24 protein-coding genes are annotated in these 24,152 nt (G+C 35.2%); 11 read left to right on the plus strand and 13 right to left on the minus strand.

Features of this window, described 5'->3' with window-relative positions; genetic code table 11:
- Positions 1-28 precede the first annotated feature (28 nt).
- Genes HH304_RS01285 through HH304_RS01295 form a run of 3 tightly spaced genes read left to right on the plus strand, consistent with a single transcriptional unit; the run spans position 29 to position 2,975 of the window.
- The gene (locus HH304_RS01285; protein WP_169677631.1) at positions 29-529 is read left to right on the plus strand and encodes a YfiR family protein; all 501 of its coding nucleotides are present in this window, start codon (positions 29-31) and stop codon (positions 527-529) included.
- A gap of 38 nt (positions 530-567) precedes the next feature.
- Entirely contained in the window at positions 568-2,466 is a 1,899-nt protein-coding gene (locus HH304_RS01290; protein ID WP_169677632.1) for a GAF domain-containing protein, read from the plus strand.
- Positions 2,467-2,483: 17 nt separating this feature from the next.
- Positions 2,484-2,975: a hypothetical protein gene (locus HH304_RS01295; protein WP_169677633.1), complete on the plus strand. Its 492-nt coding sequence runs from the start codon at positions 2,484-2,486 to the stop codon at positions 2,973-2,975.
- A 75-nt stretch (positions 2,976-3,050) separates the two neighbouring features.
- On the opposite strand, the gene HH304_RS01300 is transcribed toward HH304_RS01295, so the two are convergent.
- Both HH304_RS01300 and HH304_RS01305 read right to left on the minus strand, forming a co-directional pair.
- Positions 3,051-4,457 (minus strand): sodium-dependent transporter, encoded by a 1,407-nt coding sequence (locus HH304_RS01300; protein ID WP_169677634.1) that lies wholly within the window; start codon positions 4,455-4,457, stop codon positions 3,051-3,053.
- Positions 4,458-4,488: 31 nt separating this feature from the next.
- Complete coding sequence (locus HH304_RS01305) at positions 4,489-5,247, minus strand: SDR family NAD(P)-dependent oxidoreductase (RefSeq protein ID WP_169677635.1); 759 nt, start codon at positions 5,245-5,247, stop codon at positions 4,489-4,491.
- Positions 5,248-5,408: 161 nt separating this feature from the next.
- On the opposite strand from HH304_RS01305, the gene HH304_RS01310 reads away from it, so the two are divergent.
- The gene (locus HH304_RS01310) at positions 5,409-5,954 is read left to right on the plus strand and encodes a hypothetical protein (protein WP_169677636.1); all 546 of its coding nucleotides are present in this window, start codon (positions 5,409-5,411) and stop codon (positions 5,952-5,954) included.
- Position 5,955: 1 nt separating this feature from the next.
- On the plus strand, positions 5,956-6,186 hold the full coding sequence (locus HH304_RS01315) for a hypothetical protein (RefSeq protein ID WP_169677637.1): 231 nt from the start codon (positions 5,956-5,958) through the stop codon (positions 6,184-6,186).
- Here the strand turns inward: HH304_RS01315 and HH304_RS01320 are convergent, their stop codons facing one another.
- Positions 6,187-6,648 carry a YkgJ family cysteine cluster protein gene (locus tag HH304_RS01320; protein ID WP_333908727.1) on the minus strand — a complete coding sequence of 154 codons (462 nt, stop codon included), beginning with the start codon at positions 6,646-6,648 and terminating at the stop codon, positions 6,187-6,189. It abuts the gene before it with no gap.
- Positions 6,645-7,283 carry a cytochrome c oxidase subunit 3 family protein gene (locus HH304_RS01325; protein WP_169677638.1) on the minus strand — a complete coding sequence of 213 codons (639 nt, stop codon included), beginning with the start codon at positions 7,281-7,283 and terminating at the stop codon, positions 6,645-6,647. The genes HH304_RS01320 and HH304_RS01325 overlap by 4 nt, the downstream gene beginning before the upstream one ends.
- 236 nt (positions 7,284-7,519) lie before the next feature.
- On the opposite strand from HH304_RS01325, the gene mfd reads away from it, so the two are divergent.
- Positions 7,520-10,888 (plus strand): transcription-repair coupling factor, encoded by a 3,369-nt coding sequence (gene mfd, locus HH304_RS01330; RefSeq protein WP_169677639.1) that lies wholly within the window; start codon positions 7,520-7,522, stop codon positions 10,886-10,888.
- Here the strand turns inward: mfd and HH304_RS01335 are convergent.
- Entirely contained in the window at positions 10,885-11,532 is a 648-nt protein-coding gene (locus HH304_RS01335; RefSeq protein ID WP_169677640.1) for a DsbA family protein, read from the minus strand. The two genes, mfd and HH304_RS01335, sit on opposite strands and share 4 nt — an antisense overlap.
- A gap of 295 nt (positions 11,533-11,827) precedes the next feature.
- On the opposite strand from HH304_RS01335, the gene hflK reads away from it, so the two are divergent.
- Together hflK and hflC are read left to right on the plus strand one after the other, a co-directional pair.
- Positions 11,828-12,805: an FtsH protease activity modulator HflK gene (gene hflK, locus HH304_RS01340; RefSeq protein ID WP_169677641.1), complete on the plus strand. Its 978-nt coding sequence runs from the start codon at positions 11,828-11,830 to the stop codon at positions 12,803-12,805.
- The gene (gene hflC, locus HH304_RS01345; protein ID WP_169677642.1) at positions 12,805-13,743 is read left to right on the plus strand and encodes a protease modulator HflC; all 939 of its coding nucleotides are present in this window, start codon (positions 12,805-12,807) and stop codon (positions 13,741-13,743) included. The genes hflK and hflC overlap by 1 nt, the downstream gene beginning before the upstream one ends.
- A gap of 3 nt (positions 13,744-13,746) precedes the next feature.
- On the opposite strand, the gene HH304_RS01350 is transcribed toward hflC, so the two are convergent.
- Together HH304_RS01350 and HH304_RS01355 are read right to left on the minus strand one after the other, a co-directional pair.
- Entirely contained in the window at positions 13,747-14,622 is an 876-nt protein-coding gene (locus HH304_RS01350; protein WP_169677643.1) for a UbiA family prenyltransferase, read from the minus strand.
- Complete coding sequence (locus HH304_RS01355) at positions 14,607-15,206, minus strand: nitroreductase family protein (RefSeq protein WP_169677644.1); 600 nt, start codon at positions 15,204-15,206, stop codon at positions 14,607-14,609. Before HH304_RS01355 ends, HH304_RS01350 begins: the two co-directional genes overlap by 16 nt.
- Positions 15,207-15,262: 56 nt before the next feature.
- Here HH304_RS01355 and HH304_RS01360 point away from each other — a divergent pair, with 56 nt between their 5' ends.
- Positions 15,263-15,886, plus strand: a complete 624-nt coding sequence (locus HH304_RS01360) for a ParA family protein (protein WP_169677645.1) — start codon at positions 15,263-15,265, stop codon at positions 15,884-15,886.
- Between the two features lie 10 nt (positions 15,887-15,896).
- Positions 15,897-16,178 (plus strand): hypothetical protein, encoded by a 282-nt coding sequence (locus HH304_RS01365; RefSeq protein ID WP_169677646.1) that lies wholly within the window; start codon positions 15,897-15,899, stop codon positions 16,176-16,178.
- A 6-nt stretch (positions 16,179-16,184) separates the two neighbouring features.
- Here the strand turns inward: HH304_RS01365 and HH304_RS01370 are convergent, their stop codons facing one another.
- Both HH304_RS01370 and HH304_RS01375 read right to left on the minus strand, forming a co-directional pair.
- Positions 16,185-17,957 carry an AMP-dependent synthetase/ligase gene (locus HH304_RS01370; RefSeq protein WP_169677647.1) on the minus strand — a complete coding sequence of 591 codons (1,773 nt, stop codon included), beginning with the start codon at positions 17,955-17,957 and terminating at the stop codon, positions 16,185-16,187.
- 61 nt (positions 17,958-18,018) lie between these two features.
- Positions 18,019-19,239, minus strand: coding sequence for an NAD(P)-dependent oxidoreductase (locus HH304_RS01375; protein ID WP_169677648.1), 1,221 nt, complete (start codon positions 19,237-19,239; stop codon positions 18,019-18,021).
- 12 nt (positions 19,240-19,251) lie between these two features.
- Between HH304_RS01375 and HH304_RS01380 the strand changes: the two genes are divergently transcribed.
- Positions 19,252-19,830: a methyltransferase family protein gene (locus HH304_RS01380; protein WP_169677649.1), complete on the plus strand. Its 579-nt coding sequence runs from the start codon at positions 19,252-19,254 to the stop codon at positions 19,828-19,830.
- An 18-nt stretch (positions 19,831-19,848) separates the two neighbouring features.
- Here the strand turns inward: HH304_RS01380 and gltX are convergent, their stop codons facing one another.
- The 4 genes from gltX to glmS all read right to left on the minus strand — a co-directional run bounded on the left by gltX (position 19,849) and on the right by glmS (position 24,141).
- Entirely contained in the window at positions 19,849-21,372 is a 1,524-nt protein-coding gene (gltX, locus tag HH304_RS01385; protein WP_169677650.1) for a glutamate--tRNA ligase, read from the minus strand.
- Between the two features lie 62 nt (positions 21,373-21,434).
- Positions 21,435-21,917, minus strand: coding sequence for a hypothetical protein (locus tag HH304_RS01390; RefSeq protein WP_169677651.1), 483 nt, complete (start codon positions 21,915-21,917; stop codon positions 21,435-21,437).
- Positions 21,917-22,297 carry a RidA family protein gene (locus HH304_RS01395; RefSeq protein ID WP_169677652.1) on the minus strand — a complete coding sequence of 127 codons (381 nt, stop codon included), beginning with the start codon at positions 22,295-22,297 and terminating at the stop codon, positions 21,917-21,919. The genes HH304_RS01390 and HH304_RS01395 overlap by 1 nt, the downstream gene beginning before the upstream one ends.
- 5 nt (positions 22,298-22,302) lie before the next feature.
- Entirely contained in the window at positions 22,303-24,141 is a 1,839-nt protein-coding gene (gene glmS / locus HH304_RS01400) for a glutamine--fructose-6-phosphate transaminase (isomerizing) (RefSeq protein WP_169677653.1), read from the minus strand.
- Between the last annotated feature and the right edge of the window lie 11 nt (positions 24,142-24,152).

Consider the following 24,152-nt stretch of genomic DNA (forward strand, 5'->3'; position numbering starts at 1 on the left):
ATCTGTTATTATTTTTAATTTGTCAGACATGAAAAAAATTATTTTTTTGATATGTTTTCTTACAGCAGTACATCTTTCTGCACAGGATTACAAGTTTCATGCTACTTTTATATATAATTTTACAAAATATATTCAATGGCCTCCAGCTTATAGCCAGGGAGATTTTGTTATTGGTGTAGTCGGTGATTGTGAATTGATCGATTATTTGAACACATTAGCACAATCGAGGAAAGCAGGAAACCAGAGTTTTAAGGTTGTAAAGTATAATAGTCCGGGTGAAATAACTAACCCACCTCATATTGTATTTGTTCCTAAAACTAAGAGTGGTTTACTACCTACTGTACTCGGGAAAGTTGCTTCTGGATCTACATTGGTAATAACAGAAGAACCAGGGTTAGCAAGTAAAGGCAGCGGAATAAATTTTGTATTTGAAGGCGGCAAGCCAAGGTTTGAATTAAACCTTGATGCTACAAATGCTGCCAGGTTAAAAGTTTCCAGCGAATTACAAAGGCTGGCAACTGTAATATAATTTTTTTTAGTAGCTAAATTTTTAACTGAGCTCACGCTATGAAAAACAGACGAATTGGTCTGAGGCTAAAAGTCTTAGGAGGATTTTTAATTCTCATTTTGCTTTTCACTATTAATGCAATTTTTACGGTGATTACTGTTAATGAGAATAACAGTACTTTAGATCGTCTTGCAAATATTGTAAGACCGTCATCAGATGCATTAGCAGAATTTGATGACTTAGCTCTTCGTACAAAAATGTATACCACCAACTGGGTATATCTACAAACGAACACCGCAGATAAGAAAAAACTTGAGCTTATTCATGATTATGAATACAAGGAACTGAAAGGTAAACTTGAAAACCTTAAGGAAAACTGGGCTCCGGCTGATACTGCGAAACTTGACACTGTTTTTCAAACATACGAACAGGTTTTAATGATAAGTCGTGAAGACATCATGTCTCAATTGCAAAAATTTACAGACTATGATGATGCGGCTCTTAAATTTACCGCTGAAACAGCACTTGAATCTTTAATCCCTCTAACTGACTCTTTACAAAACCAGATTACGGAATTAAGGAAAAGGAAAGAATCAGAAACAAAAACTGCTGATGAAGAATTAAGCTCATCGCTTGAGCAATTAAAATCTTCATCAATAATTGTTGCGATTGTTCTAATAGTAATAGGAGTTGTATCGAGTTTGGTTGTTGCAAATTCAATAACAAGACCGGTTAATCAGCTTAGAGATGTTATTAATAAATTAGGTAAAGGAGAAATTCCAGAAACCAACTCTGTTAATCAAAGTAATGATGAGATCGGAGATATGGCATATGCGGTAGAAAACCTTGCTGAAGGACTTAAAGAAACATCTTATTTCGCTGAGAAGATTGGTAACGGAAATTACGATGCTGAATTTACTCCACTTAGTGAGAATGATACACTAGGAAATGCTCTTATCGAAATGCGTGACAACCTAAACAGAGTTGCTCAGGAAGATAAAAAGCGTAGTTGGGCTACTGAAGGTCAGGCGAAATTTGGTGAACTATTAAGAACAAATAACGATAACCTTAAAAAGTTAAGCGAAGAAATAATTACAAACCTTGTAAAGTACCTTAAAGCTAATCAAGGTGGATTATTTATAGTAAATGATACTGAAGAAGAGCCATTTCTTGACTTAATGGCATGTTATGCTTGGGATAAGAAAAAGTATCTTGATCAAAAAGTATACTCTGGTGATGGCTTAACTGGTCAGGCATGGCTAGAAAAAGACAAAGTTTATATCACTGATGTTCCTGAGGATTATATCAGAATTACAAGTGGACTTGGTGATGCTAATCCAAATAGTATTCTTATCGTACCTTTAAAAATTAATGAAGAGGTTTACGGAGTTGTAGAACTTGCAAGCTTTAATCTTTTCGAAGATCATGAAATTGAATTTGTTGAAAAGATTGCTGAAAGTATAGCTTCTTCAATTAGTAGTGTAAAAGTAAATGAGCGTACTCAAAACCTTCTAGAAGAATCTCAAGAGCTAACAGAACAAATGAGATCTCAGGAAGAAGAAATGCGTCAGAATATGGAAGAGCTACAGGCTACTCAAGAAGAGATGGAGCGAAGCCAAAGAGAGAGAGAAACCAAAGAGAATATCATTAGTAACTCGCTGCAAATAGTTGAGCTTGATTCATCATTCAAGTTTAATCATGTAAACAATCTGTTTACAGCAGCTTTAGGATATTCTGATTCAGAAATTTACAATAAGACTTATTTAAGTCTGGTTCAAAACACTACTGCTTATGAGCAAATGGTATCAGATTTAAAACAAGGAATTACCTGGAAAGGAAATATTCAGTTAAAGAGTAAAAGTGGCAAAGATGTTTCATGCATGGTGATCGGTGGAATGGTAAAAGACCTGATCAGCGGGGAACAAAAATATACTCTTTACTCACTTGAATTGAAATAATTATCTGAACTTTAAGTATGAAGTCGAGTTTAGCTGCCATACTTATAGCATCTGTGGGAATTTTATCCTGCCAGATTGACGAAAAGGAAAGACAAAAGCTTTCTGAAGTTCAAAGACAGATGGAAAAGAATGAGCTGGTGAAAGTATCCAGAGAGGATATTTTCTCTGCTGCTCAAAAACAATCTGTATTTATTGGTAAGGCATTGAGAGATCAAGGAGTTAATGAATTAACAATTGATTCTTTAGAACAGAAGTTTAAGGCAGAGATAGTTTTTTTGTCTACGGATGATTTAGATTCAATGACTGAAGCTTCTTCAAAAGAGCTAGAAGTTTTTGAGGCATATAAATATCAGTTCAAAAATGCTGGGCAGCTTGATGATAATGTTCAGTTTATTAATAACGATCAACAGCTAGCCTATGATTTTCCGGTTAACCGGGATTCAATTGAAGGAATTTGGCATGTTGTTGTAAGTAGAAAAGATGTAATATTAGAAGAGCTTAATAAGTAAATTAAGTTCAAAACATAAAAAAAGAGTTCGTTGATTACCAGCGAACTCTTTTTTGTTTTAAGTATCTATCAAATATTATTCAGTAAAATAGCTGATAAGGTTTACACCAAAGTATACATCTGAAATTGTAAGTATAAAGATTACCCCTAGTACAATTGGACATAGGTAGCAGATACAAAATGATATATACTTACTTAAGAATGAGCCTTTAAATGTACCCGGAAATCCTTGTTCGATTTCTTCCATAAGGTTTTCCTTCTTCCATACATACCCAGCAAATAAGGTTATTAACAATCCTCCTAATGGAAGGAATGTATTTGAACTCAGGTTTTCAATAAAAGTCATGAAGTCAATTGACTCTCCCGAAGGATATGTAAGGAACTTATTTAATGCTGGTACTGAACCCTGACTTAACATGGAAGGAATTCCCAGTAAATAAATAAATCCGGCAATCAGCCATACAGCATTAGTTCTTTTGATTTTTATTTCATCAACAAAATATGAAACAGGAACTTCAAGTAAAGAAACCGTAGAAGTAAGAGCAGCAAAACTTAAAAGAAGGAAGAATACTGCACCAACGATAATTCCCAACGTAGCTCCAAATGATTCAAAAACACCAGGTAGGGTAACGAAAATTAACCCAGGTCCTCCATCAACGCCCTCCATTGTACCATTAGTAATATATGCAACAAATGGGAACATCATTAAGCCAGCTATAAATGCAATACCTACATCAGTCATTGTAATGAATGCTGCTGAACTAACTATATTGTCTTTTTTACCAACATAGCTACCATAAGTGATCAATGCACCCATACCAAGGGATAATGAGAAGAAAGCTTGACCTAGAGCATTCAGTGCAACCTCTAAAGTGATTTCGCTAAAATCAGGAACAAGATAAAATGAAATTCCTGTCATTGCATGCTCCAGCGTGAATGCATAAGCTACTAACGATAGTATCAAGATTACCAAAACAGGCATTAAAATTTTTGATGCTTTTTCAATACCTCCTGAAATTCCTTTAGAAACAATAAAGGCTGTTGCCGCCATAAATAATAAACTCCAGATTGAAATCAGGACAGCATTGTTAGTAAACTCTCCAAACTTTTTTCCAATTTCGAAGTTACCCTGGATCATCTCAACGAAATATCCAAGAGCCCACCCTGCAACTACATTATAAAATGAAAGGATAAACACTCCACTTAATATTCCAAGGAAACCAACTGATGCCCATTTTGGAAAACCAAGTTTTTTGAATGCGCCAACAGGGTTTAATTGCGTTTTTCTACCGATTGCTATTTCTGTAAGCATTACCGGGAAACAAAGAATAAAACAAAAAATGAGGTACATTATTAAAAATGCTGCACCGCCACCTTCTCCAACTTCGAAAGGAAACTTCCATATATTTCCAAGTCCAACTGCCGATCCGGCTGCTGCTAATATGAATCCTATCTTACTTGAGAATCCGCTTCTTGTAGCCATTATTTATTTATAGGTTTTGTGGTTGTTTAGTTTAATGTACATAGCTCCCGGCATTAATATCAATGGATGTTCCTGTTAAATGGTCTGCCTTACCACTTAGTAGAAAGACCACCGTTGGCGAAATATCCTCGGGAGTTGTAAGTTTTTTTAAAGCAATGTCATTTAATGCATAATCTTCGCCATACTGATCAATAAAATCCTGAGCCATGTCAGTTCTGGTAAAACCAGGAGCTATTTCAAAAGCTTTTATTCCTTGCTTACCATAAGCCCTGGCAATTGATTTTGTTAGAGACACTAAAGCCCCTTTTGAAGCTCCGTAAGCCAGATACTCTGCAGTATCTCCTCTATATGCTGCACGGGAACTAATATTTATTATTCTTCCCTCACCAGTAGAGATAAACAATTCAATAGCAAGCTTGCATAAATAGGCTACGGCTCTTGTATTAACAGCAAAGGTTTTGTCCCATTCAGCTAGCCATTCATTATCATTTTCTTTTAAAAGATCCGATGAAAAAGCAATCCCGGCATTATTTACTAAACCTGTAACAGTTCTGAAATTAATTGCTTCTGACCACGACTGTTTTATTTCATTAGTATTACTTAAATCAGTAGTCAGGAGATTTAAATTTTCGGGATATTCTTTTTTAAGACCTTTTAGATCTTCGGAAATAGTTGTGCTAACACTTGAGACAAAAGCACCAGAATTAAGCAGATCGCTTACAATCGACAGGCCTATTCCTCTGCTTCCACCTGTAACAAAAATGTGTTGATCTATTAAATTAAGATGCATAATTGCCTGTAAAAAAAATTACAATCTGTAAAGTGATAAAATTTTTAGTCTTATTCAAAGAATAATTGCACGAATTTTGGGGTTGTTAGATATAGTTAAATTATTATCTGTGGAATTTTAAAATTAATATTAATTTTCCTGTTCATAAAAATATTACAGCTATGAGAAAACTAAATATTGTTGTTTTTCTTCTATTTGCGTTCGTCACACTTAACATAAGTGCGCAGAAAAAATTCCCTCAGTTATCTGGTGAGACAGTAACTGATAAAAAACTTACTTTGCCTAATGACACAAAAGGGAAGTTTACACTTGTCGGTTTAGCCTACAGTAAAAAAGCCGAAGACGATTTAAATACTTGGTTTCAACCTGTCTATGATCGTTTTGTTGCTGATGCCGGTGGAGGACTTTTCTCTGATTTTATGTATGACATCAATGTATATTTTGTGCCTATGTTTACAGGTGTAAATGCTGCAAGTATTGGAACAGCTAAGAATCAGGCGAAGAAAAATCTTGACCCTGAGCTGCACCCACACGTATTGTTCTACAAGGGATCAATCAAAGAGTATGAAGACACTCTTAATCTTAAAAGCAAGAATAAACCATATGTGTTTGTCTTGGATAAATCAGGCAAGATAATTTATGAGACTTCTGGACCTTGTACTTCAGCAAAATTATCTGAAATCGAAAATATAGTAAGCGAAGATTAATATGAGTAAAAGCGATCTGCATATGAGTTTCAATGGACTCCGGGTTGGAAATCACTATAAAGTTAAAAACTTTGGTGAGGTGTATATCTTTGAAGTTGTAGAAAGAATCGGGGAGTTGAATTATAAATGTAAAGATGTAGTATCGCTTGAGACTTTTGAATTTGAAGATATTATCAGGTATGGTATCGGGAAGGATTTTGACCTTGACGAATACAAGCCATTTTTAAATTAACTATTGAGGCCCGCTGTACAGGGCCTCTATTTTTTTCACCACTTCTTCCACAGCCGGACACACTTCTGTATTTTTTAAGGTTAGTGGTAAAATTTGATGTTGGCGCTTTCTGTTTGTATGTGGATACTCTTTACAAGCGGTCGGTCTGCTTTCGTACACAATGCACTTATTTTCATGACCCAGAAATGGACATGGAGTCTCATTTAAAACATAGTCACCTTCAGAATCAATATGAAGATAGGTATCGATGAATTCAGCCCGTTTCATTTTCAGGGTCTTGGATAACCTGTTAATATCGGCATCATAAAATATCGGGCTGGTTGTTTTGCAACAATTTGCACATTCTAAACAATCAATAACCTCGAAGGCTTCATCATGGAATCGTTGAAAGTCCTGATCAAGGGATTTAGGTTTAGATTTCTTAAGCTTTCTAAAAAGTTGTTTTCTTTCCTTACTCATCATACCAATATCATCATGATGAATGTCCCTAAAATAAAAATCCAGGAGACATCCATGAAAACCCAGAAGGCATGGAGCAAAGATAGTTTCATTTTTTGAAATGGATTGGTGAAATATATTAGATTTTTAACGGGATCAGATAATGATGTAAGACACGATATGAATAATGATATCATAAATACTAACCCTGCAATAATATGAAGAAGATGTAATCCACTCAATAAATAAAGCATGGTTTCAACAGCTTTACCATCAAAATAAATTTGATCGTTAAACAGGCTTATCCAGGCGAAAAGTTGAGATACCCCAAAAAGAGCAGTAAAAAGGATACCGAAGCCTAAGTATCTTTTAATATTAAGATCATTTTCTTCATCAAAAAATTTTGGCAGTTTCGAAATAAAGTAATGAGAAAAAACCAAAAAACCTGTGCTGAGGTAAAAGGTTACAGGAATTTCAATGACCTTATCTGAGTGACTAGAGCTAACAAATAACACAACAAGTAAAAAGACAAAAATTAAAGATGAACCGAAAATTGATAAATAGGTGATAGTTTGATAAGGGTGCAAAGACTCAATTTTCTCTATAGTTGATAGAGAAGTATTTTGGTCAGCGCTGGTCTTATAGACTTTCCCTTTCATATTATTATTACCAATAAATTTAAGAATTGTTTCGGCATAATTAATTTACACTAATTATCTCAACCTGACATATATCCTGATAATAATTATTTTCTGTTTTGGTTATCTTTTAATAAACCTTTAAAGCAGTTAGTCGTTGTTTTTGAATGATATTGTCCAACTTTACAGGATTCTATATTAATTGAAATAGTCAGGTATAGAGTTCGTTAATATTTAAATATTATAAGTCCAAAACAGTGAAGGCATCTTCTTTTTTAAAATTATATAGAGAAAGCAGCGAAGTAAATATTATTGCTGATAAGATAAAGCCAAATGAAGGTGTACAATTGCAACTCAGAGGAGTCAGCGGTAGCCTTGATGCAGTTTTATTTTCATCAGTATTTCTTTTGAATAAGCAAAATCATTTATTGGTTTTACATGATAAGGAAGAGGCAGCCTATTTTCACACTGATCTAAAAAACTTTTTTCCTGATAAGGACATTTTGTTTTTCCCAACTTCATACAAGCGCCCATATAGTTTTGATGAAACAGAAAATGCCAACATACTTCAAAGGGCAGAGGTGCTTAACAGAATGAACCATAAATCTCCATCAGGTGAAATTATTGTTACATATCCTGAAGCACTGACTGAAAAGGTTATTAATAAAAGGTCGCTATTACAAAACACCTGGTCTGCTACGGAAGGAGATAAGGTAGATATTGAAATATTAAGTGAGCTTTTGGTTTCTTATGATTTTGAACGAACAGACTTTGTATATGAAGCAGGACAGTTTGCTGTAAGAGGAGGAATAATTGATATTTTTTCTTTTGCGCATGACTTACCTTTCAGAATAGAGTTGTTTGGTGATGAAATAGATAGTATTCGTACCTTCGATCCAGAAACTCAAATTTCTCAGGAAAATGTTAAAACGCTTAATATTATTCCCAATGTTCAAACACGATTGTTAGAAGAGACACGTCAGTCATTTCTTGAGTTTTTACCTAGAAACACTAAGGTTTGGATAAAAGATCTGGCACAAGTTCTTGATACTGTCGATTCATATTTTGCAAAGGCCACTGAAGATTTTGGGAATGTGCTTAGCCAGTCAATGGGAACCAAAGTTGTGCTAAGCCCGGAAGATCTTTTTGAGCAAAAACAATCTTTTGAAGAACATATTGGTAAATATCCTGTGGTTGAGTTTGGTAACAGGTTTTATTTTAAAGACTCCATTGTTATAAATTATGAGTCTGAATCTCAACCAAGTATTAATAAAAATTTTACATTGTTGGGGGATACTTTGCTTGAATATCAGCAAAAAGGGTATTCGAATTTTGTAATGGCTGAATCCCAGCAACAAATAGAAAGGCTTCATAATATCTTTGAAGAAATAGACCCACTAATTAAGTTTGAGGATGTTACTGCCGGAGTAAGACAGGGGTTTGTAGATAAGAATATGAGAATAACCTGTTTTACAGACCATCAGATTTTTGAAAGGTATCATCGATTTAAAACAAAAGACAGGCATTCTAAATCAAAGGCATTAACATTAAGAGAGCTATATACTCTTCAGCCTGGTGACTTTGTTACGCACATAGATTATGGAATTGGTAGGTTTGCTGGTCTGGAGAAAGTTGATGTAGGAGGAAATGAACAGGAAGCCATCAGGTTAATATATAGGGATAATGATTTGCTATATGTTTCAATTCATTCGATTCATAAAATTTCAAAATACGCAGGTAAAGAAGGGTCTCCTCCAATAGTAAGTAAGCTTGGTTCTCCAGAGTGGGAAAACAAAAAGAAACGTGTTAAGAAAAAGGTTATTGATATTGCCGATGACCTGATTCAGTTATATGCAAAGAGAAAGGCAACTCAGGGAACTGCTTTTAGCAAGGATAATTATCTGCAGGCTGAGCTTGAGTCTTCATTTATTTATCAAGACACGCCTGATCAGGCTAAATCAACAGCTGATGTCAAGGCCGACATGGAAGAACCACACCCGATGGACAGACTTGTTTGTGGAGATGTTGGTTTCGGAAAAACAGAAGTTGCTATTCGTGCCGCATTTAAGGCTGTAAATGACAGCAAACAGGTTGCCATTCTGGTTCCTACAACCATTTTGGCAATGCAGCATTTTCATACTTTCTCAGAAAGACTAAAGGATTTTCCTGTTAAAATAGATTATATAAACAGGTTCAAGTCAACCAAGGATATAAAGAATATCCTAAAAGAAACTGAAGAAGGAAAAATTGACATTCTTATAGGAACACATAGAATTGTAAATAAGGATGTAAAGTTTAAAGACCTTGGTTTACTAGTAATTGACGAAGAGCAAAAATTTGGTGTTAAGGTGAAAGAAAGACTCAAGGAAATGAGAGTTAATGTTGATGTTTTAACCTTGACAGCGACTCCAATTCCAAGAACACTCCATTTTTCTTTAATGGGTGCTCGTGATTTAAGTATTATTCAAACACCACCACCAAACCGGCAGCCTGTAACTACCGAGCTTCATACATTTAATGAAGATATTATCAGAGATGCGGTGAGTTATGAATTAAGAAGAGGAGGTCAGGTGTTTTTTGTTCATAATAGGGTTAATGACATTGAGTCTGTTGGAAATATTATTCTAAAACTAGTTCCTGATGCCAGAATAGGTATTGCCCATGGACAGATGCAGGGTCATCAGCTTGAAAAAGCTATGCTCAGATTTATTGAAGGTGAGTATGACGTGTTAGTGTCAACCAATATTATTGAAGCTGGATTAGATATTCCGAATGCTAACACAATTATTATAAATCAGGCACATATGTTTGGTCTTTCTGATTTGCACCAGATGAGAGGTAGGGTTGGAAGAAGCAACAAAAAAGCCTTTTGTTATTTACTTACGCCACCAACTATCGGCCTTTCTACAGATGCCAGAAAAAGGTTGAGTACTCTGGAAGAGTTTTCAGACCTTGGTGACGGATTTAAAGTTGCAATGCGTGACCTCGATATCAGGGGAGCTGGAAATTTATTGGGAAGTGAACAAAGTGGGTTTATTACAGACCTGGGATTTGATACATATCATAAAATTCTTGATGAGACTATCCAAGAGCTAAAAGAAAAGAAATATAAAGATCTGTTTCACAAGGAGCTTTCTGAAAAAGTTAAGAACCTGGTAGCGGATACAAATATTGAAACAGATATGGAAATTTTGATTCCTGAAGATTATGTTTCAAATATTGCAGAAAGACTTAGTCTTTACAATCAAGCCGATAACCTGAAAAATCAGGAAGAACTGGATAAGTTTGAAAAAAACCTTAGAGACAGGTTTGGTCCATTACCTGAAAGTGTAAAATCTCTGCTTGAAACTGTTGAGTTGAGATGGTTGGCTCAGCAACTTGGGTTTGAAAAACTAAATTTAAAGAGCAATACTATTAAGGCATTTTGTCCGCCATCTGAAAAAGAAGAGTATTATAACTCTCCAGTTTTTGGGGCTGTAATTAGCTATATACAGCAAAACCCAAGGTCATGCCGTATGAAAGAAACAGGAAAAAGGCTTGTTCTTACTGTTCAGGATGTTGATTCTGTAGCAAAAGCCAAGGAAGTACTTCAAGAAATGCTTCCTCAGCCAGTTGCAAGTTCTTAATTATCATTTATAGCAGTTAAAATTTTATCTGCCATTCGTTGAATTTCTTCGGAAGGGATGAATCCTCTTGCCATTAGATAAATAGTTTCATCAACTCTCATAAACAGGGTTGGGTAACCTTTAACACCTAATGCAGCAGCGAACTTAAATTCGTCATAAGTTTTTTCGAGATACTCTCTGCTTGAAAACCTATTGTAAAAGTCCTCAAAATCTAGCCCCGAGCTTTCGACAATATCTTTATAGTTTTCCGGAATATTAGGATCTATTCCGTCATAATAAAGCATCGACTGAATTTTATGAGCATATTCCAGGCTTTTGCTTCTGTCTATTGCCTTCATTGTCCGGAGTGCTCTGGCGGGAACTTCTGAATTTAAAACCATCGTTCCTTCTCTTAGCACACCATTTATAAAGGCATCACCAAATTTGACACCGGTTCTTTCTTCAACAGTTTTAGAAGACTTTGAAATAAATGGAGCAATTGCACCAATTGGCCCAACTTGCTCACCTAAAATCATGCCGCCACTATATACGGAGATTTCGAAGGTACTATTATTGTCTTCCATAAATCTTTTAATGTGATTACTAAAACCGTAGCACCAACCACACAAAGGATCAAAAACGTAAATCAATTCATTTTTTGCCATAGGGTTTTTAACGAAACAACACTAAAAGTGTTCTATCACTTTTACCATTAAAGTAATTCTGATTGATTTTTGATTGTTTACGATCTATTTTGAGGTTTACTAATATATAAATCTCAAATTATGCATGAGTAAAATTATAATATACCAAGAATGTTAAAATTGACTGGTTGTTCAAAGCTTAAGAAAATTTTGATTATCAGTTTTATATTTTGGCCAATTGTTCATCGTTTTTTGGGGAAATTGATTTTTGATTATAAGATAAATAATTCTAAACCGTTTAAACTAACTTTTAACTATGACTGATTATTCAGATGCAGGAGAAAGGGCTTCAGGGTTCCTGCGAAGATATGGTAGATTTCTAATAATTGGAGTTTTGATACTCATTACAATTATTACTACAGTTAAGCCTGTTGGAACCGAAGAGGAGGGTGTTGTTATCTTTCTCGGAAAGTATTCAAGAACCGTTAACCCTGGCTTGAATTTTATTTTACCTTTCGGAATAGAGAAAATGTATAAAATACCTGTACAAAGGCAATTGAAGCAGGAATTTGGTTTTCGCACGGAAGATGCTGATGTGAGAACGACATATTCTACAAGTAATTTTTCAGATGAATCGCTTATGCTGACAGGAGACTTAAACCTGGCAGATGTTGAATGGGTAGTGCAATATCGTATTACAGATTCTTATAATTACCTGTTCAAAGTTCGTAATGCTGAAGACGCTCTTCATGATATGGCTGAAGCTGCTATGAGAAAGATAGTAGGTGACAGAACTGTAAACGAAGTAATTACAATCGGTAGGCAGGAAATCGCAACTGAAGTAGAAAGACTTCTTCAGGAAATGTGTAACGAGTATGAAAACGGAATCAGAATCGACCAGGTTGTTTTGCAGGACGTTAATCCACCTGAGCCTGTAAAACCATCATTTAATGAGGTGAATGAAGCATTACAGCAAAAAGAAACACTAATTAATCAAGCTGAGTCGGAGTATAACAAAGTAATTCCGAGAGCTAGAGGTGAGGCACAGCAAACAATTGAAAGAGCTGAGGCATACTCTTTAAACAGGGTAAACCGTGCCAAAGGTGAGGCAGAAAGGTTTAATTCTTTATATAGCGAATATATTAAAGCTCCTGAAGTAACCAAAAAGAGGATTTATTATGAAACTATGGAGCGAATACTACCTAAAGTACAAGGCAAAACAATTATTGATGAGTCAGGGAAAAATGTACTCCCGCTTTTAAATCTTAACGGTACTTCAAACTCTGAGAAATAATGAAAAAGGCAAAGATTTTAATTTATATACTAGGTATTATTCTGATTATTGGTTCTTTGACAAGCACATTTATTGTCAATGAATCGAGACAGGCAATTGTAACTCAGTTTGGTAAGCCTGTAGGTGAACCAAGAATAGAGCCCGGACTTTATTTTAAGATACCATTTATCCAAAAAGTCCAGTTTTTTGATAAGCGTTATCTTAAATGGAATGGTGATCCAAACCAGGTAACTACTAAAGATAAGAAATACATTTTTGTAGACACTTATGCTAGATGGCAGGTGACCGATCCTTTGAGGTTCTTTATCCGACTTAGAGATGAAAGGTCAGCGCAATCAAGGTTAGATGATATTCTTGATGGTGAAACCAGAAATGCAGTAGCAAGTTTTAATCTTCTTGATCTTATCCGATCAACAAATAGAGAACCGGTAGTTTCTGAAGATTATCTTCAAGAGCTTGACGAGCTTGAAAAAATTTCTGTTGGAAGAGCAAAAATCGAAGAAATGATTCTTGAAAAGGCCAATGAGCGTACTGCAGACCTAGGAATAAAAATTCTTGATATTCGATTTAAACGAATGAACTACGTCGATGAAGTCAGAGACCGTGTGTATGACAGAATGATCAGTGAAAGAAAGAGAATTGCTGATCAGTTTAGATCTGAAGGTCAGGGAGAGGCAAGTAAAATTCAAGGTAATAAAGAACGTGATCTGGCGAAGATTCAATCAGAAGCTGTTGAAGAATCTGAAATTATTAAAGGTAAAGCTGATGCTGAAGCTACTTCCATTTATGCCGCTGCATATAATAAGAATGGCTCTTCAAGAGACTTTTATTCTTTCCTTAGAGCAATGGAATCACTTGAGAAATCTTTTGATGATAAAACAAATATTGTAATTACAACTGATAGCGATCTGTATAAATATTTAAAGCAGGCTGACTAAAATTCAGTTGATTATTAATAATCCAATGAAGCAGATGTTTAGCAGTATAGAAGCTATGGCATTCTGCTTCATTGTTTGTTTGAAAGTAACTTCTTTCTTTCCCTGCCTTATATATTTCATGTACCATATTGTAAGGTTCAATTGAATTGGAATAGTACATATTATTGCCCAGAAGGCATAAGATAGACCCTTGTTCAAGAATAGAAAAACGATAAGGATTAGACCTGAGATACTTAATAGGGCCATAGAAAACAGAAAAGTTCCTTTAATTCCCAGTTTAAGGCTAATTGTATTATCACCTCTGGAAGAATCTTCTTCATGTTGATAAATCTGTGTTATCGGATATGAACCATAAAGCATCATAGAAGCAATAATTGCCGCAAATATGTGATTAGTACTAAGTAGGTTTTCAGTTGAAGGGCTATTAATAACAATTACACTCATTAATACCCATGCTCCTTGAAAAAAGCCAACAATAGCCCAGCTTGTCCAAGGGTATTTTTTTAAACGAATTAACGGGTAACTATAAGCTCTTGAAACTAATATATATAAGAAACAAAAAGCTGTAAACCATATTCCTATGAAAATATATGCTAAAGATAAAGCACTTATATCTAACAGGTTGGCAGCCACTAATAAAGTATTATTAACCTTAGGGGGAGATTTTAACCCACCAATACTTCCTTCATCTTTATCATAATAGCTATTAAACCCATTACTAGCAGGATAAATTAATAAATGCCAGATAATAAAACCAAGGACACTTTTTTGAACATTAATACTATCCGTCACTGATAATCCAAATAGATAAATCGGGGAAAGGAATAGTGAAAAAGGAAATCTTAAATGTAGTAATGTTGATTTTATTCTCTTATCCATTCCGTTTTTTCAGTTATTGGTGATCGACGGCCTTTAGGCCATGGTTTATCAGTATTACCAATATATAAAAATCCCAACAACTGATCATTATCTGATAATCCGAAAAATGGCAACGCCTCTTTTTCATAAGTTATACCCCCTGACCCCCAATAACAACCAACTTTATGTGCAGAAGCTGTTAGCCACATATTTTGAACAGCGCAGGCAACTGCAGAAACTTCCTCAATTTCCGGAACAGATTGTTTTATATCTCTTTTCATTCCAATGGAGATAATATGACTGCATTTAAGAGGTTTGGTTTTTAGCTTATCATATGTAGCATCTTTAAATGTATTCTTTTCCGAAGCGATTTTTTTATATAATTCCGATTGAAAATCTGCAAGTTTATTAATGCCCTCGCCAGTAAAAACTGAGAACCTCCAGGGTTGGGTTAGGCGATGGGTTGGCGCCCAGTTAGCAGCTTCTAGCATTTCTTCAATAATGTGGTCATCAACCGGAGCATCATTAAAAGCAACAGGGTAGACAGCTCTTCTATTTTGAATAATTTCTCTTAATGTAAGTATTTGATTACTATTGTCTGGCATTTATATCTGACGTTTTGATCTAATTATTATATTTGGAAAGCAATTTAAGAAATATAATGGCAAAAATAATTTCCTTTATTTCGCGTAAAGGCGGAACCGGTAAAACAACCAATGCAATTAACCTGGCGACAATGCTTAACAGCCTTGGTTACAAGATAGCATTAATTGAAACAGATAATAATTACACCCTTAATACTCTTCGAAAAATGGAGCTGTATAAAACGGGTGCTAATGAAAATAATCTCTTTCCGATAATTCCTTCCCTTGATGAAGATTGCATTGACGAGATCGAAAAACTAAAGGCAGAGGGGTCATATAATTATGTTATTGTTGACAGCGCAGGAAAGACTACTGATAAGAATATAAAAAAGCTTTGTATAGCATCAGATATAGTTATAGTGCCAACCAGTTTATCACCAAATGACCTATTGGTAACGTATCAGACAGTCAGGGATCTTGAGCCGGCAAAAGAGTTTAATGCAAAATTAAAAATCGTTATTCTTCCAAACAGAATTCACTCTCAGACAAGAAAGGAAACAATAGCACAGGCAACAGAAGAATTAGACACAATCGTCATTGGAAATAAAGTTCCTATGAAAAACCTGTTTGTTAATTTTTCTACGATCTTATCTGAAAAAGAATATTTACCTGTAGCAAAAGAGATATTAGAGCACGTTTAATTTTTTGATTATGGCAAAGAAAAATACCCTTAAGGATTTAAATTCTTTTTTAAATCAGCAGCCAAAAAGACTTGATGCAGACGAAGCATTAATGGAAGCTCAGCAAATTGATGTATCAAGTGTGCAAGCGATAGCTAATGCAATTACTGAGCTAAGCGAAAACTCCAATAGTAAAACTGCTCAATTATTAAGCATGATAATTGAAACAGCACTAGAAAACAAAGAGAATAAATCGGCTGATGATTATTTACTTTTGAATTGTGCTGCTTATTTAAATGCAGTAAAGAAATAAGGAACGTTATTCCTTATAAATATTTTCAATCTGGGATTTGTATTTCTCGTTGAGAACTCTTCGTCTTAATTTAAGTGTTGGAGTAAGCTCACCTGACTCTATTCCCCAATCATCAGCAGTTAACTCATACTTTTTGATTTTTTCATATTGGGCAAAACGATTATTCATTTTGTCGACAGCCCCTTTTATGAGTTCCTGAATCTTTGGTTTTTCGATTAGATCGTAGTTTGATTTAAAAGGGATATTGTGCGATGATGCATAGCTTTTCAGTGATTCGAAATCAGGAAGAATAATTGCTCCCGGAAAACGCTCTCCTTCTCCTACAACCATACAGTGCTCTATAAATGGAGATTCCTTTAATGCATTTTCAATAACCTGTGGCGCAATATATTTTCCTCCGGAGGTTTTGAACATTTCTTTTTTACGATCGGTAATCTTCAAATATTTGTTATCAACAAACTCTCCAATGTCTCCGGTTTTTAGCCATCCATCTTCATCAAAAGCCTCTGCTGTTAATTCAGGTTGCTTATAGTAACCTTTCATTACATTAGGACCTTTTACAAGAATTTCTCCGTCATCTGCAATTTTAACATTTACTTTATCTAGTGCCGGGCCAACACATCCTATCCTAGGGTCATCATAAAGACTAAAACTAACACCCGGTGAAGTTTCAGTTTGTCCATATGCTTCGATTACCGGCATATCAGCAGCAAAAAATGCTCTTGTAATTTTTGACTGAAGGGCAGCGGCTCCCGATACAATAAACAATATTTCGTTACCCAATGCTTCTTGCCACTTTGAGAATATAAGTTTACGGGCAATTTTTAGTTTAAATTTATAAAAAGAGCTTTTTCCACGTGTATCATATTCATCAGCCAGATCAATTGCCCAGAAAAATAAGGCCTTTTTTAAACCTGATAATTCTAGTCCTTTGGCGACAATTTTTTGGTATATTTTCTCTAATAATCTTGGAACTGTAGTGAAAAGCTGTGGTTTAATCAGCTTTAGGTTTTCACCGATAGTGTCCATCGATTCCGCATAATAGATAGAAACTCCAAGATATATATACATACCAGAAGCTGTGCGCTCAAATATATGACATAGTGGAAGAAAGCTTAATGCCTTGCATTGGTATGCAGGTTTAACTTTCGGAAATATTTTTGATACAGCTACAAGGTTGCTTAATATGTTGCTATGGTTAAGCATAACACCTTTTGGCTTTCCTGTGGTACCAGATGTATATATTATAGTTAATAAGTCCTCCGGACTAACCGAAGAGATTGCTTTTTCCAGATCATCAACTAGCTCATCAGTAAGTTCTAACTCGTCTAAATAATCATAAAAGTACTTGTAGCCTTGATCATTTAAGAAACAAATCACTTCAGCGTCAATTCCTGCTTTTTCCAGTCCTTCAGAAGCTTTATCTGCTAATTCTTTGTCTTCACAAAAGACAATTGAAACTTCAGATTCACCGAAAATATAAGCATAATCATCTGCTGTGATAGTAGGGTAAACTGGTACAGTAATAGCTCCAATGTGTTGTGAACCAAAGTCAACAACATTCCATTCTCTGCAGTTATTGCTTATAATCCCAACCTTATCTTCCTTTTTAAGACCGTGTTGCATTAACCTCAAAGCAAGTTTGCGACAGTTTTTAATAAGTTCTTCCGTCGACCAGGAATCTATTTTACCATTGTGAATGTTTGCGACAGCAACATCTTTTGGATAATGTACTTGTTGAAAATATAAAACGTCAAAAACTCGTTGAGGTTGATTCATGTTTGTTAAGGTTAAGAACCGCTAATATAACTTCTGTATTGCGTTTAGCAAACTTGAAGCATTATTTTCCATCAATAAATGGCTGTAAATATTTAAAAGGAGTGTTTAAATGTCCTTTTTTTGTAATAGAAGCGTTTTCTACTATCGTATGGTCATCTGAGTTGTTAGTCAGAGAAGCTATTACGTTCTCACATAATTGCCAGCCAAAATCATTTGATGCATCCCGTGGTAATTCACATGGTAAATTATCAACTGCCATCACAGTTATATTAGATTCATCTGAAAAAGGAGCAGCTTCTTCACCCATTGATGGCTCATAATCATAATATGGAGAATCAATGGTTGAAGGTCTGATTGTGCTAGGTATAGAACCTTCTATGTCGCAAGTGATATCTGCAATTACTTTAATTTTGAAAGACCTGTCTAGCATATCTTCCCTTTTAAAAAGTACTGGCTGTGCCGGATCCCAATATGCACCGGCAATTAAAATATCTGCGTGTTCTGCAAAGTCCAAAAAGGTAGACTCATACCTTTCAGGGTGTGAGTAAAATTCTTTTTTATTAAAGTCACCAATAGACTTTCTTTCATGATAATCGATACTGTTAAGCTGTGTGTAAACAGGATGATCATAGTTTTCAGTTATAAACTGATGCGGGCTAACTTTTCTTATGTTCATACCATTTAAAACTTCCATAGATCCTTTAGAAACCCGACCACCACCAGTCAAAACAATTTTAATAGGAGGTAATGATACTTTATGGTATTCTTCTTTAAGTTCTTTGAGGTCAAAACACTCATGGGCTCTTTTTAAATCAAACAGGTTATATCTTTTTCCATATGTGAGAATTCCGTTGTAAGCTCCGACTATTCCGGCCCATCTACCAAATGCTACTACACGAGCACCCTTTGGATCTTTAAGCACCTCATAATCAATTAACCGTATATTTTTATTAACGATTTCTTGTAATAGAGTACGATTATACTCTTGCATTTTAATGGTATGAGAAAAGAATAAATAAGTCTTGTTTTCTATTAATTTATCTACCGGCACTTCTTTAACCCCGATTAAGATATCCGCCTCAGAAGGATCTTTCATTGGCATTACCCCGGCATTTAAGTACTCTTCATCTGAATAGCACCTGATTTCAGAGGGCTGAAAAAATACAGTTACATTTTCATATTTTTCATTTATTCTTGAAGCTTGTTCAGGGGTAATGGCCACCCGACGATCAATTGGTTTTTTATCTTCTTTGATTAAACAAAGTTTAAGTTTATTTTTCATGAAAATGAGGTTATGGTTTTGATCCTGTTTTTATGTAATTGGTTGGTGTTTTATTTTATACATAGCTTTTTAGCCGACACGCAAATTAAGGAAAAGACACGAAAACTAACAGGTATTAGCCAAAGGCAATACAGATTATTTTATTTCTTATTTAGTGGGCTTCATTTTACTGCTTTGCTGGTTTTTTATTATATAATTCCAAAAGTTCCAATTTTTATTTTACCTGGTAGGATTATAATAAGTATTGCTCTAGCAATTTTTGGGGCGGCTATAATAGTGTATTCATTCAAATACATTTCTGCCAAAGAGTTTATGGGATTGGATGAGTCTTTAAATCAGGAGTTAGTAACCAAGGGAATCTATAATTATGTTAGACACCCATTATATTCAGGAACCATTCTAATATTGGTCGGATGGCTTTATTTTTCATTAAATATTTATAGCGTTACACTATTTCTGATTACTCTGTTTTATCTGGTTGTTGGGATAAAGCTTGAAGAAAGAAAATTAATATCCTTATTTGGGGATAGTTATGTTAGTTATAAAAAAAGAGTAGGGTCTCTTTTTCCAAAAATAAAAAAAGCCGGTTAATATTAACCGGCTTATATATTATCCTAATTTTTCTACTGCATTGACCATTCGGTCTACACTTTCTTTTATTCCAAAGAAAGAGATGATTTCCATTAGATCAGGCCCACCTCCCTGTCCGGTTAGGGCTAGGCGAATACATGGCATAACTTTTCCAAGGCCGATACCTTTTTCATCTACAACTGACATAAGTAATTGTTTCAGTTTTTGAGGATCATCATTATTTTCTGCCTTGATTTTTTCTGCGAAATCCATAATAATTTCTGCAGCTTCATTATTCCATTTTTTATTGACTATTTTATCGTCGTATGAATCAGGCTTCTCAAATAAATACTTAGAATTAGTATACATTTCATGAATGAAGGTAACTCTTTCTTTCATAAAGGAAGCTATCTGAATGCATTTAGCTTCATCACAATCTACATTTTGAGTTTTTAAGAAATCATGTAGGTTTGCACCTAATTCTTCGTTTGATTTTTCTTTCAAATATTGCTGGTTAAACCATTTTGCTTTTTCAATATCAAACTTAGCTCCGGATTTCTGAATTCTGTCTATATCAAAAAGCTCGATTAACTTATTAATGTCAAACAAGTCTTCGTCATTTCCCGGGTTCCACCCTAGCAGAGAAAGGAAGTTAATGAAGGCATCAGGTAAATATCCTGATTCTTTATATCCCAAACTAACTTCATTTTTGATCGGGTCCGTCCAGTTTAATGGAAAAATAGGGAAACCATGTTTGTCCGCATCTCTTTTTGATAATTTTCCGTTTCCATCAGGCTTTAATAACAATGGAAGGTGAGCGAATTCCGGCATAGAATCTTCCCAACCAAGGTATCTATATAATAATACGTGAATAGGAGTTGAAGGAAGCCACTCTTCACCTCTAATGACATGAGTTATTTTCATTAAGTGGTCATCCACAATATTCGCCAGGTGATATGTTGGCATACCATCAGACTTTAGTAAAATTTTATCTTCAAGAGTTCCACCATGTACCTTAACATAGCCACGGATCATGTCTTTGAACCTTATTTCTTCTTTTGCCGGTACATTTAGCCTGATTACATAAGGATCACCATTATCAATTTTACTTTGTACTTCTTCCGCACTAAGAGTTAAAGAGTTAGTCATCTTAGTACGTGTCAATGCGTTGTATTGCTGGTTAGCAACCTTTGCCTCTCTTAATTGAGTCCTCATTTCTTCTAGCTGCTCAGGAGTATCAAAAGCATAATAAGCTTTTCCATCTTTGACTAACTGGTCAGCATATTTTTTATAAAGCTCTTTTCTTTCAGATTGTCTATATGGTCCATATTCACCTCCTTGTACAGGCCCTTCATCAGGAACCATACCGGCCCACTCCAGAGATTTGATTATATAATCTTCGGCTCCTTTCACAAACCTGTTTTGGTCAGTGTCTTCAATACGAAGAATAAAAGTACCATTGTTTTTCTTAGCAAAAAGATAGTTATAAAGAGCAGTTCTCACTCCTCCGATATGTAGCGGCCCTGTTGGGCTAGGTGCAAATCGTACACGTACGTTAGTCATTTCAGGAATTTATTATTATCAGAAATTTGGGGTACAAAATTAACCGAACTTGGTTAAATCGCCTAATCTATGCTTTGATCATTCAACACTCTTGTTAGTGATTGACGTGCTTTTTCCGAATGCATGTTAAAATTGACAAGGGTAATCAGGTAATTTCCCAGGCCAAGCAAGAAAGCAAATGCTGCATGGAGGTAGTTGCATTTCACGAAAACAAAAATCAAGCTCAGGATAATAGCAATGGATGTCCAAAAAGCAAAAAATATTTTAGTGGACTGCATTAAGCGGTATTTAATAAAGATTATACTTCCGGAACTGGTGTTTTCAACATTACCAATGAGAAGGGGGTTAAAGTTTTCAGCCTTAAGTGTTTTTTTACTTATCCGGAATGAATCCTTTTTTATAACACCCTGAAATAGATAAGAGACAGACGATTCGTCTGTCTCTTCAAGTTCAATATTGTAAGTTCTTCTCTTTAGAAGAGAAATGACATTCTGAGCATTATGTGATGAAACTATCGTTTCATTTTTTGCCGGAAATATTGCCATTACTTAATTGCAATGCATGAAATTTCAACATTAACGTCTTTTGGTAGCCTGGCTACTTCCACAGTTTCTCTTGCAGGAAAATCACCTTTAAAATAAGCGGCATAACATTCATTAATGTCACTAAACTGGCCCATATCTTTTATAAAGATCGAGCACTTGACAACATTTTCAAAAGACATTCCGGCCTGTGACAAAATTGCTTCCAGGTTTTTCATTACCTGATGAGTCTCTTGCGAAATATTATCATTAAGTATTTCTCCAGAAGCTCTGTCAATTGCTATTTGTCCTGAAACGAAAAGCATTCCATTAGCTAATACTGCCTGACTATAAGGTCCGATAGCTTCAGGAGCATCGTTTGAATGTATTATTTCTTTAGCCATAATATTTATTCTACTGTAACAGATTTAGCAAGATTTCTAGGTTGATCAACATTTGCTCCTCTCATTACTGCAATATGGTAACTTAGTAACTGTAATGGAATAACTGAAACAAGAGGCATTAATGCTTCTGAGGTTGCAGGAACTTCGATTGTATAATCAGCCATTTCAGGAATTACTTCATCACCTTCAGTAACAATTGCAATAACCTTTCCTTTTCTCGCCTTAACTTCCTGAATGTTAGAAACAATCTTTTCATAACTACTATCTTGTGTAGCAATGAAAACTACTGGCATTTCTTCGTCAATCAAAGCAATTGGTCCATGCTTCATTTCCGCAGCAGGGTAACCTTCAGCATGAATATATGAGATCTCTTTAAGCTTAAGAGCCCCTTCAAGTGCAACTGGGAAATTATATCCTCTTCCTAAGTAAAGGAAGTTTCTTGAGTCTTTGAATTGTTCAGATATTCTTTCAATTAAAGCATCAGATTTCAGTGCTGTTTCAACTCTTGAAGGAATGCTTTCCATTTCAACAAGGAGCTCATGGAATTTGCTTTCTTTCAAGGTTCCTCTTCTCAAGCCAAGCTTTAAAGCCATCATAGCTAATACTGTCAACTGGGCAGTAAAAGCTTTTGTACTCGCAACACCTATTTCCGGACCAGCATGTGTGTAAGCTCCTTCATGAGTTAGCCTGGCGATGCTTGAACCAACAACATTACAAACACCAAAGATTATAGCTCCCTTAGATTTTGCCAATTCAATTGCAGCTAATGTATCAGCTGTTTCTCCAGATTGACTAATCGCAATTACTATATCTCCTTCGTTAATAATAGGGTTTCTGTATCTGAATTCAGATGCGTATTCTACTTCAACAGGAATTCTGCACCAGTCTTCAAACATATATTCAGCCACAAGACCTGCATGCCATGAGGTTCCACAGGCAACAATAATAATTCTTTGAGCTTTGTCCAGTTTATGAGCATACTCCCGTATACCTCCAAGAACAAGGTGACCAGTTTCAGCTTTTAGTCTACCTCTCATGCAATCAGCAATAGACTTTGGCTGCTCAAATATTTCTTTTAACATGAAGTGTTCGAACCCACCTTTTTCGATAGCTTCAAGTTCCATGTCAAGTGTTTGAATATATGGGGTCAGAGGCATATCCTGGATATTCCGAATATTTAGCTCTCCGTTATTAATAACAGCTATTTCCTGATCATTGAGATAAACAACTTCATTTGTATACTCAACAATTGGAGTTGCATCAGATGCTAAGAAAAACTCTCCTTTACCAACACCGATAACCAGAGGGCTTCCTTTTCTGGCTGCAATTAATTGACCAGGGTTTTCTTTATCAAGAATAACAATAGCATAAGCACCAACGACCTTGCTTAATGCAAGTCTTACCGCTTCTACTAATGAGCAACCTTCACGTTTTCTGATATCTCCAATAAAGTGAAGAAAAACTTCAGAGTCAGTTTCCGATGTAAATACATGACCTTTCGAAAGTAAGTCTTTTTTTAATGAATCATAGTTTTCAATAATTCCATTATGAATCATTGCCAAATTACCGGAACTATCAGTATGAGGGTGAGCATTTACATCATTAGGCTCTCCGTGGGTTGCCCATCTAGTATGGCCAATTCCTACATTGCCGTTCATATCCATACCGGATGAATAGGCTTCAAGGTCAGCTACCTTACCTTGCTTTTTATAAATATTAAGTTGACTGTTATTAACAAGGGCAATTCCAGCACTATCATAACCCCTGTATTCTAACCTTTTAAGTCCTTTAATTATAACAGGAGCAGCATCTCGTGCTCCTACATAAGCTACAATTCCGCACATACTGTAGAATT

Source organism: Marinigracilibium pacificum (assembly GCF_012926615.1).
Taxonomy (GTDB): Bacteria; Bacteroidota; Bacteroidia; order Cytophagales; family Cyclobacteriaceae; genus Mangrovivirga; species Mangrovivirga pacifica.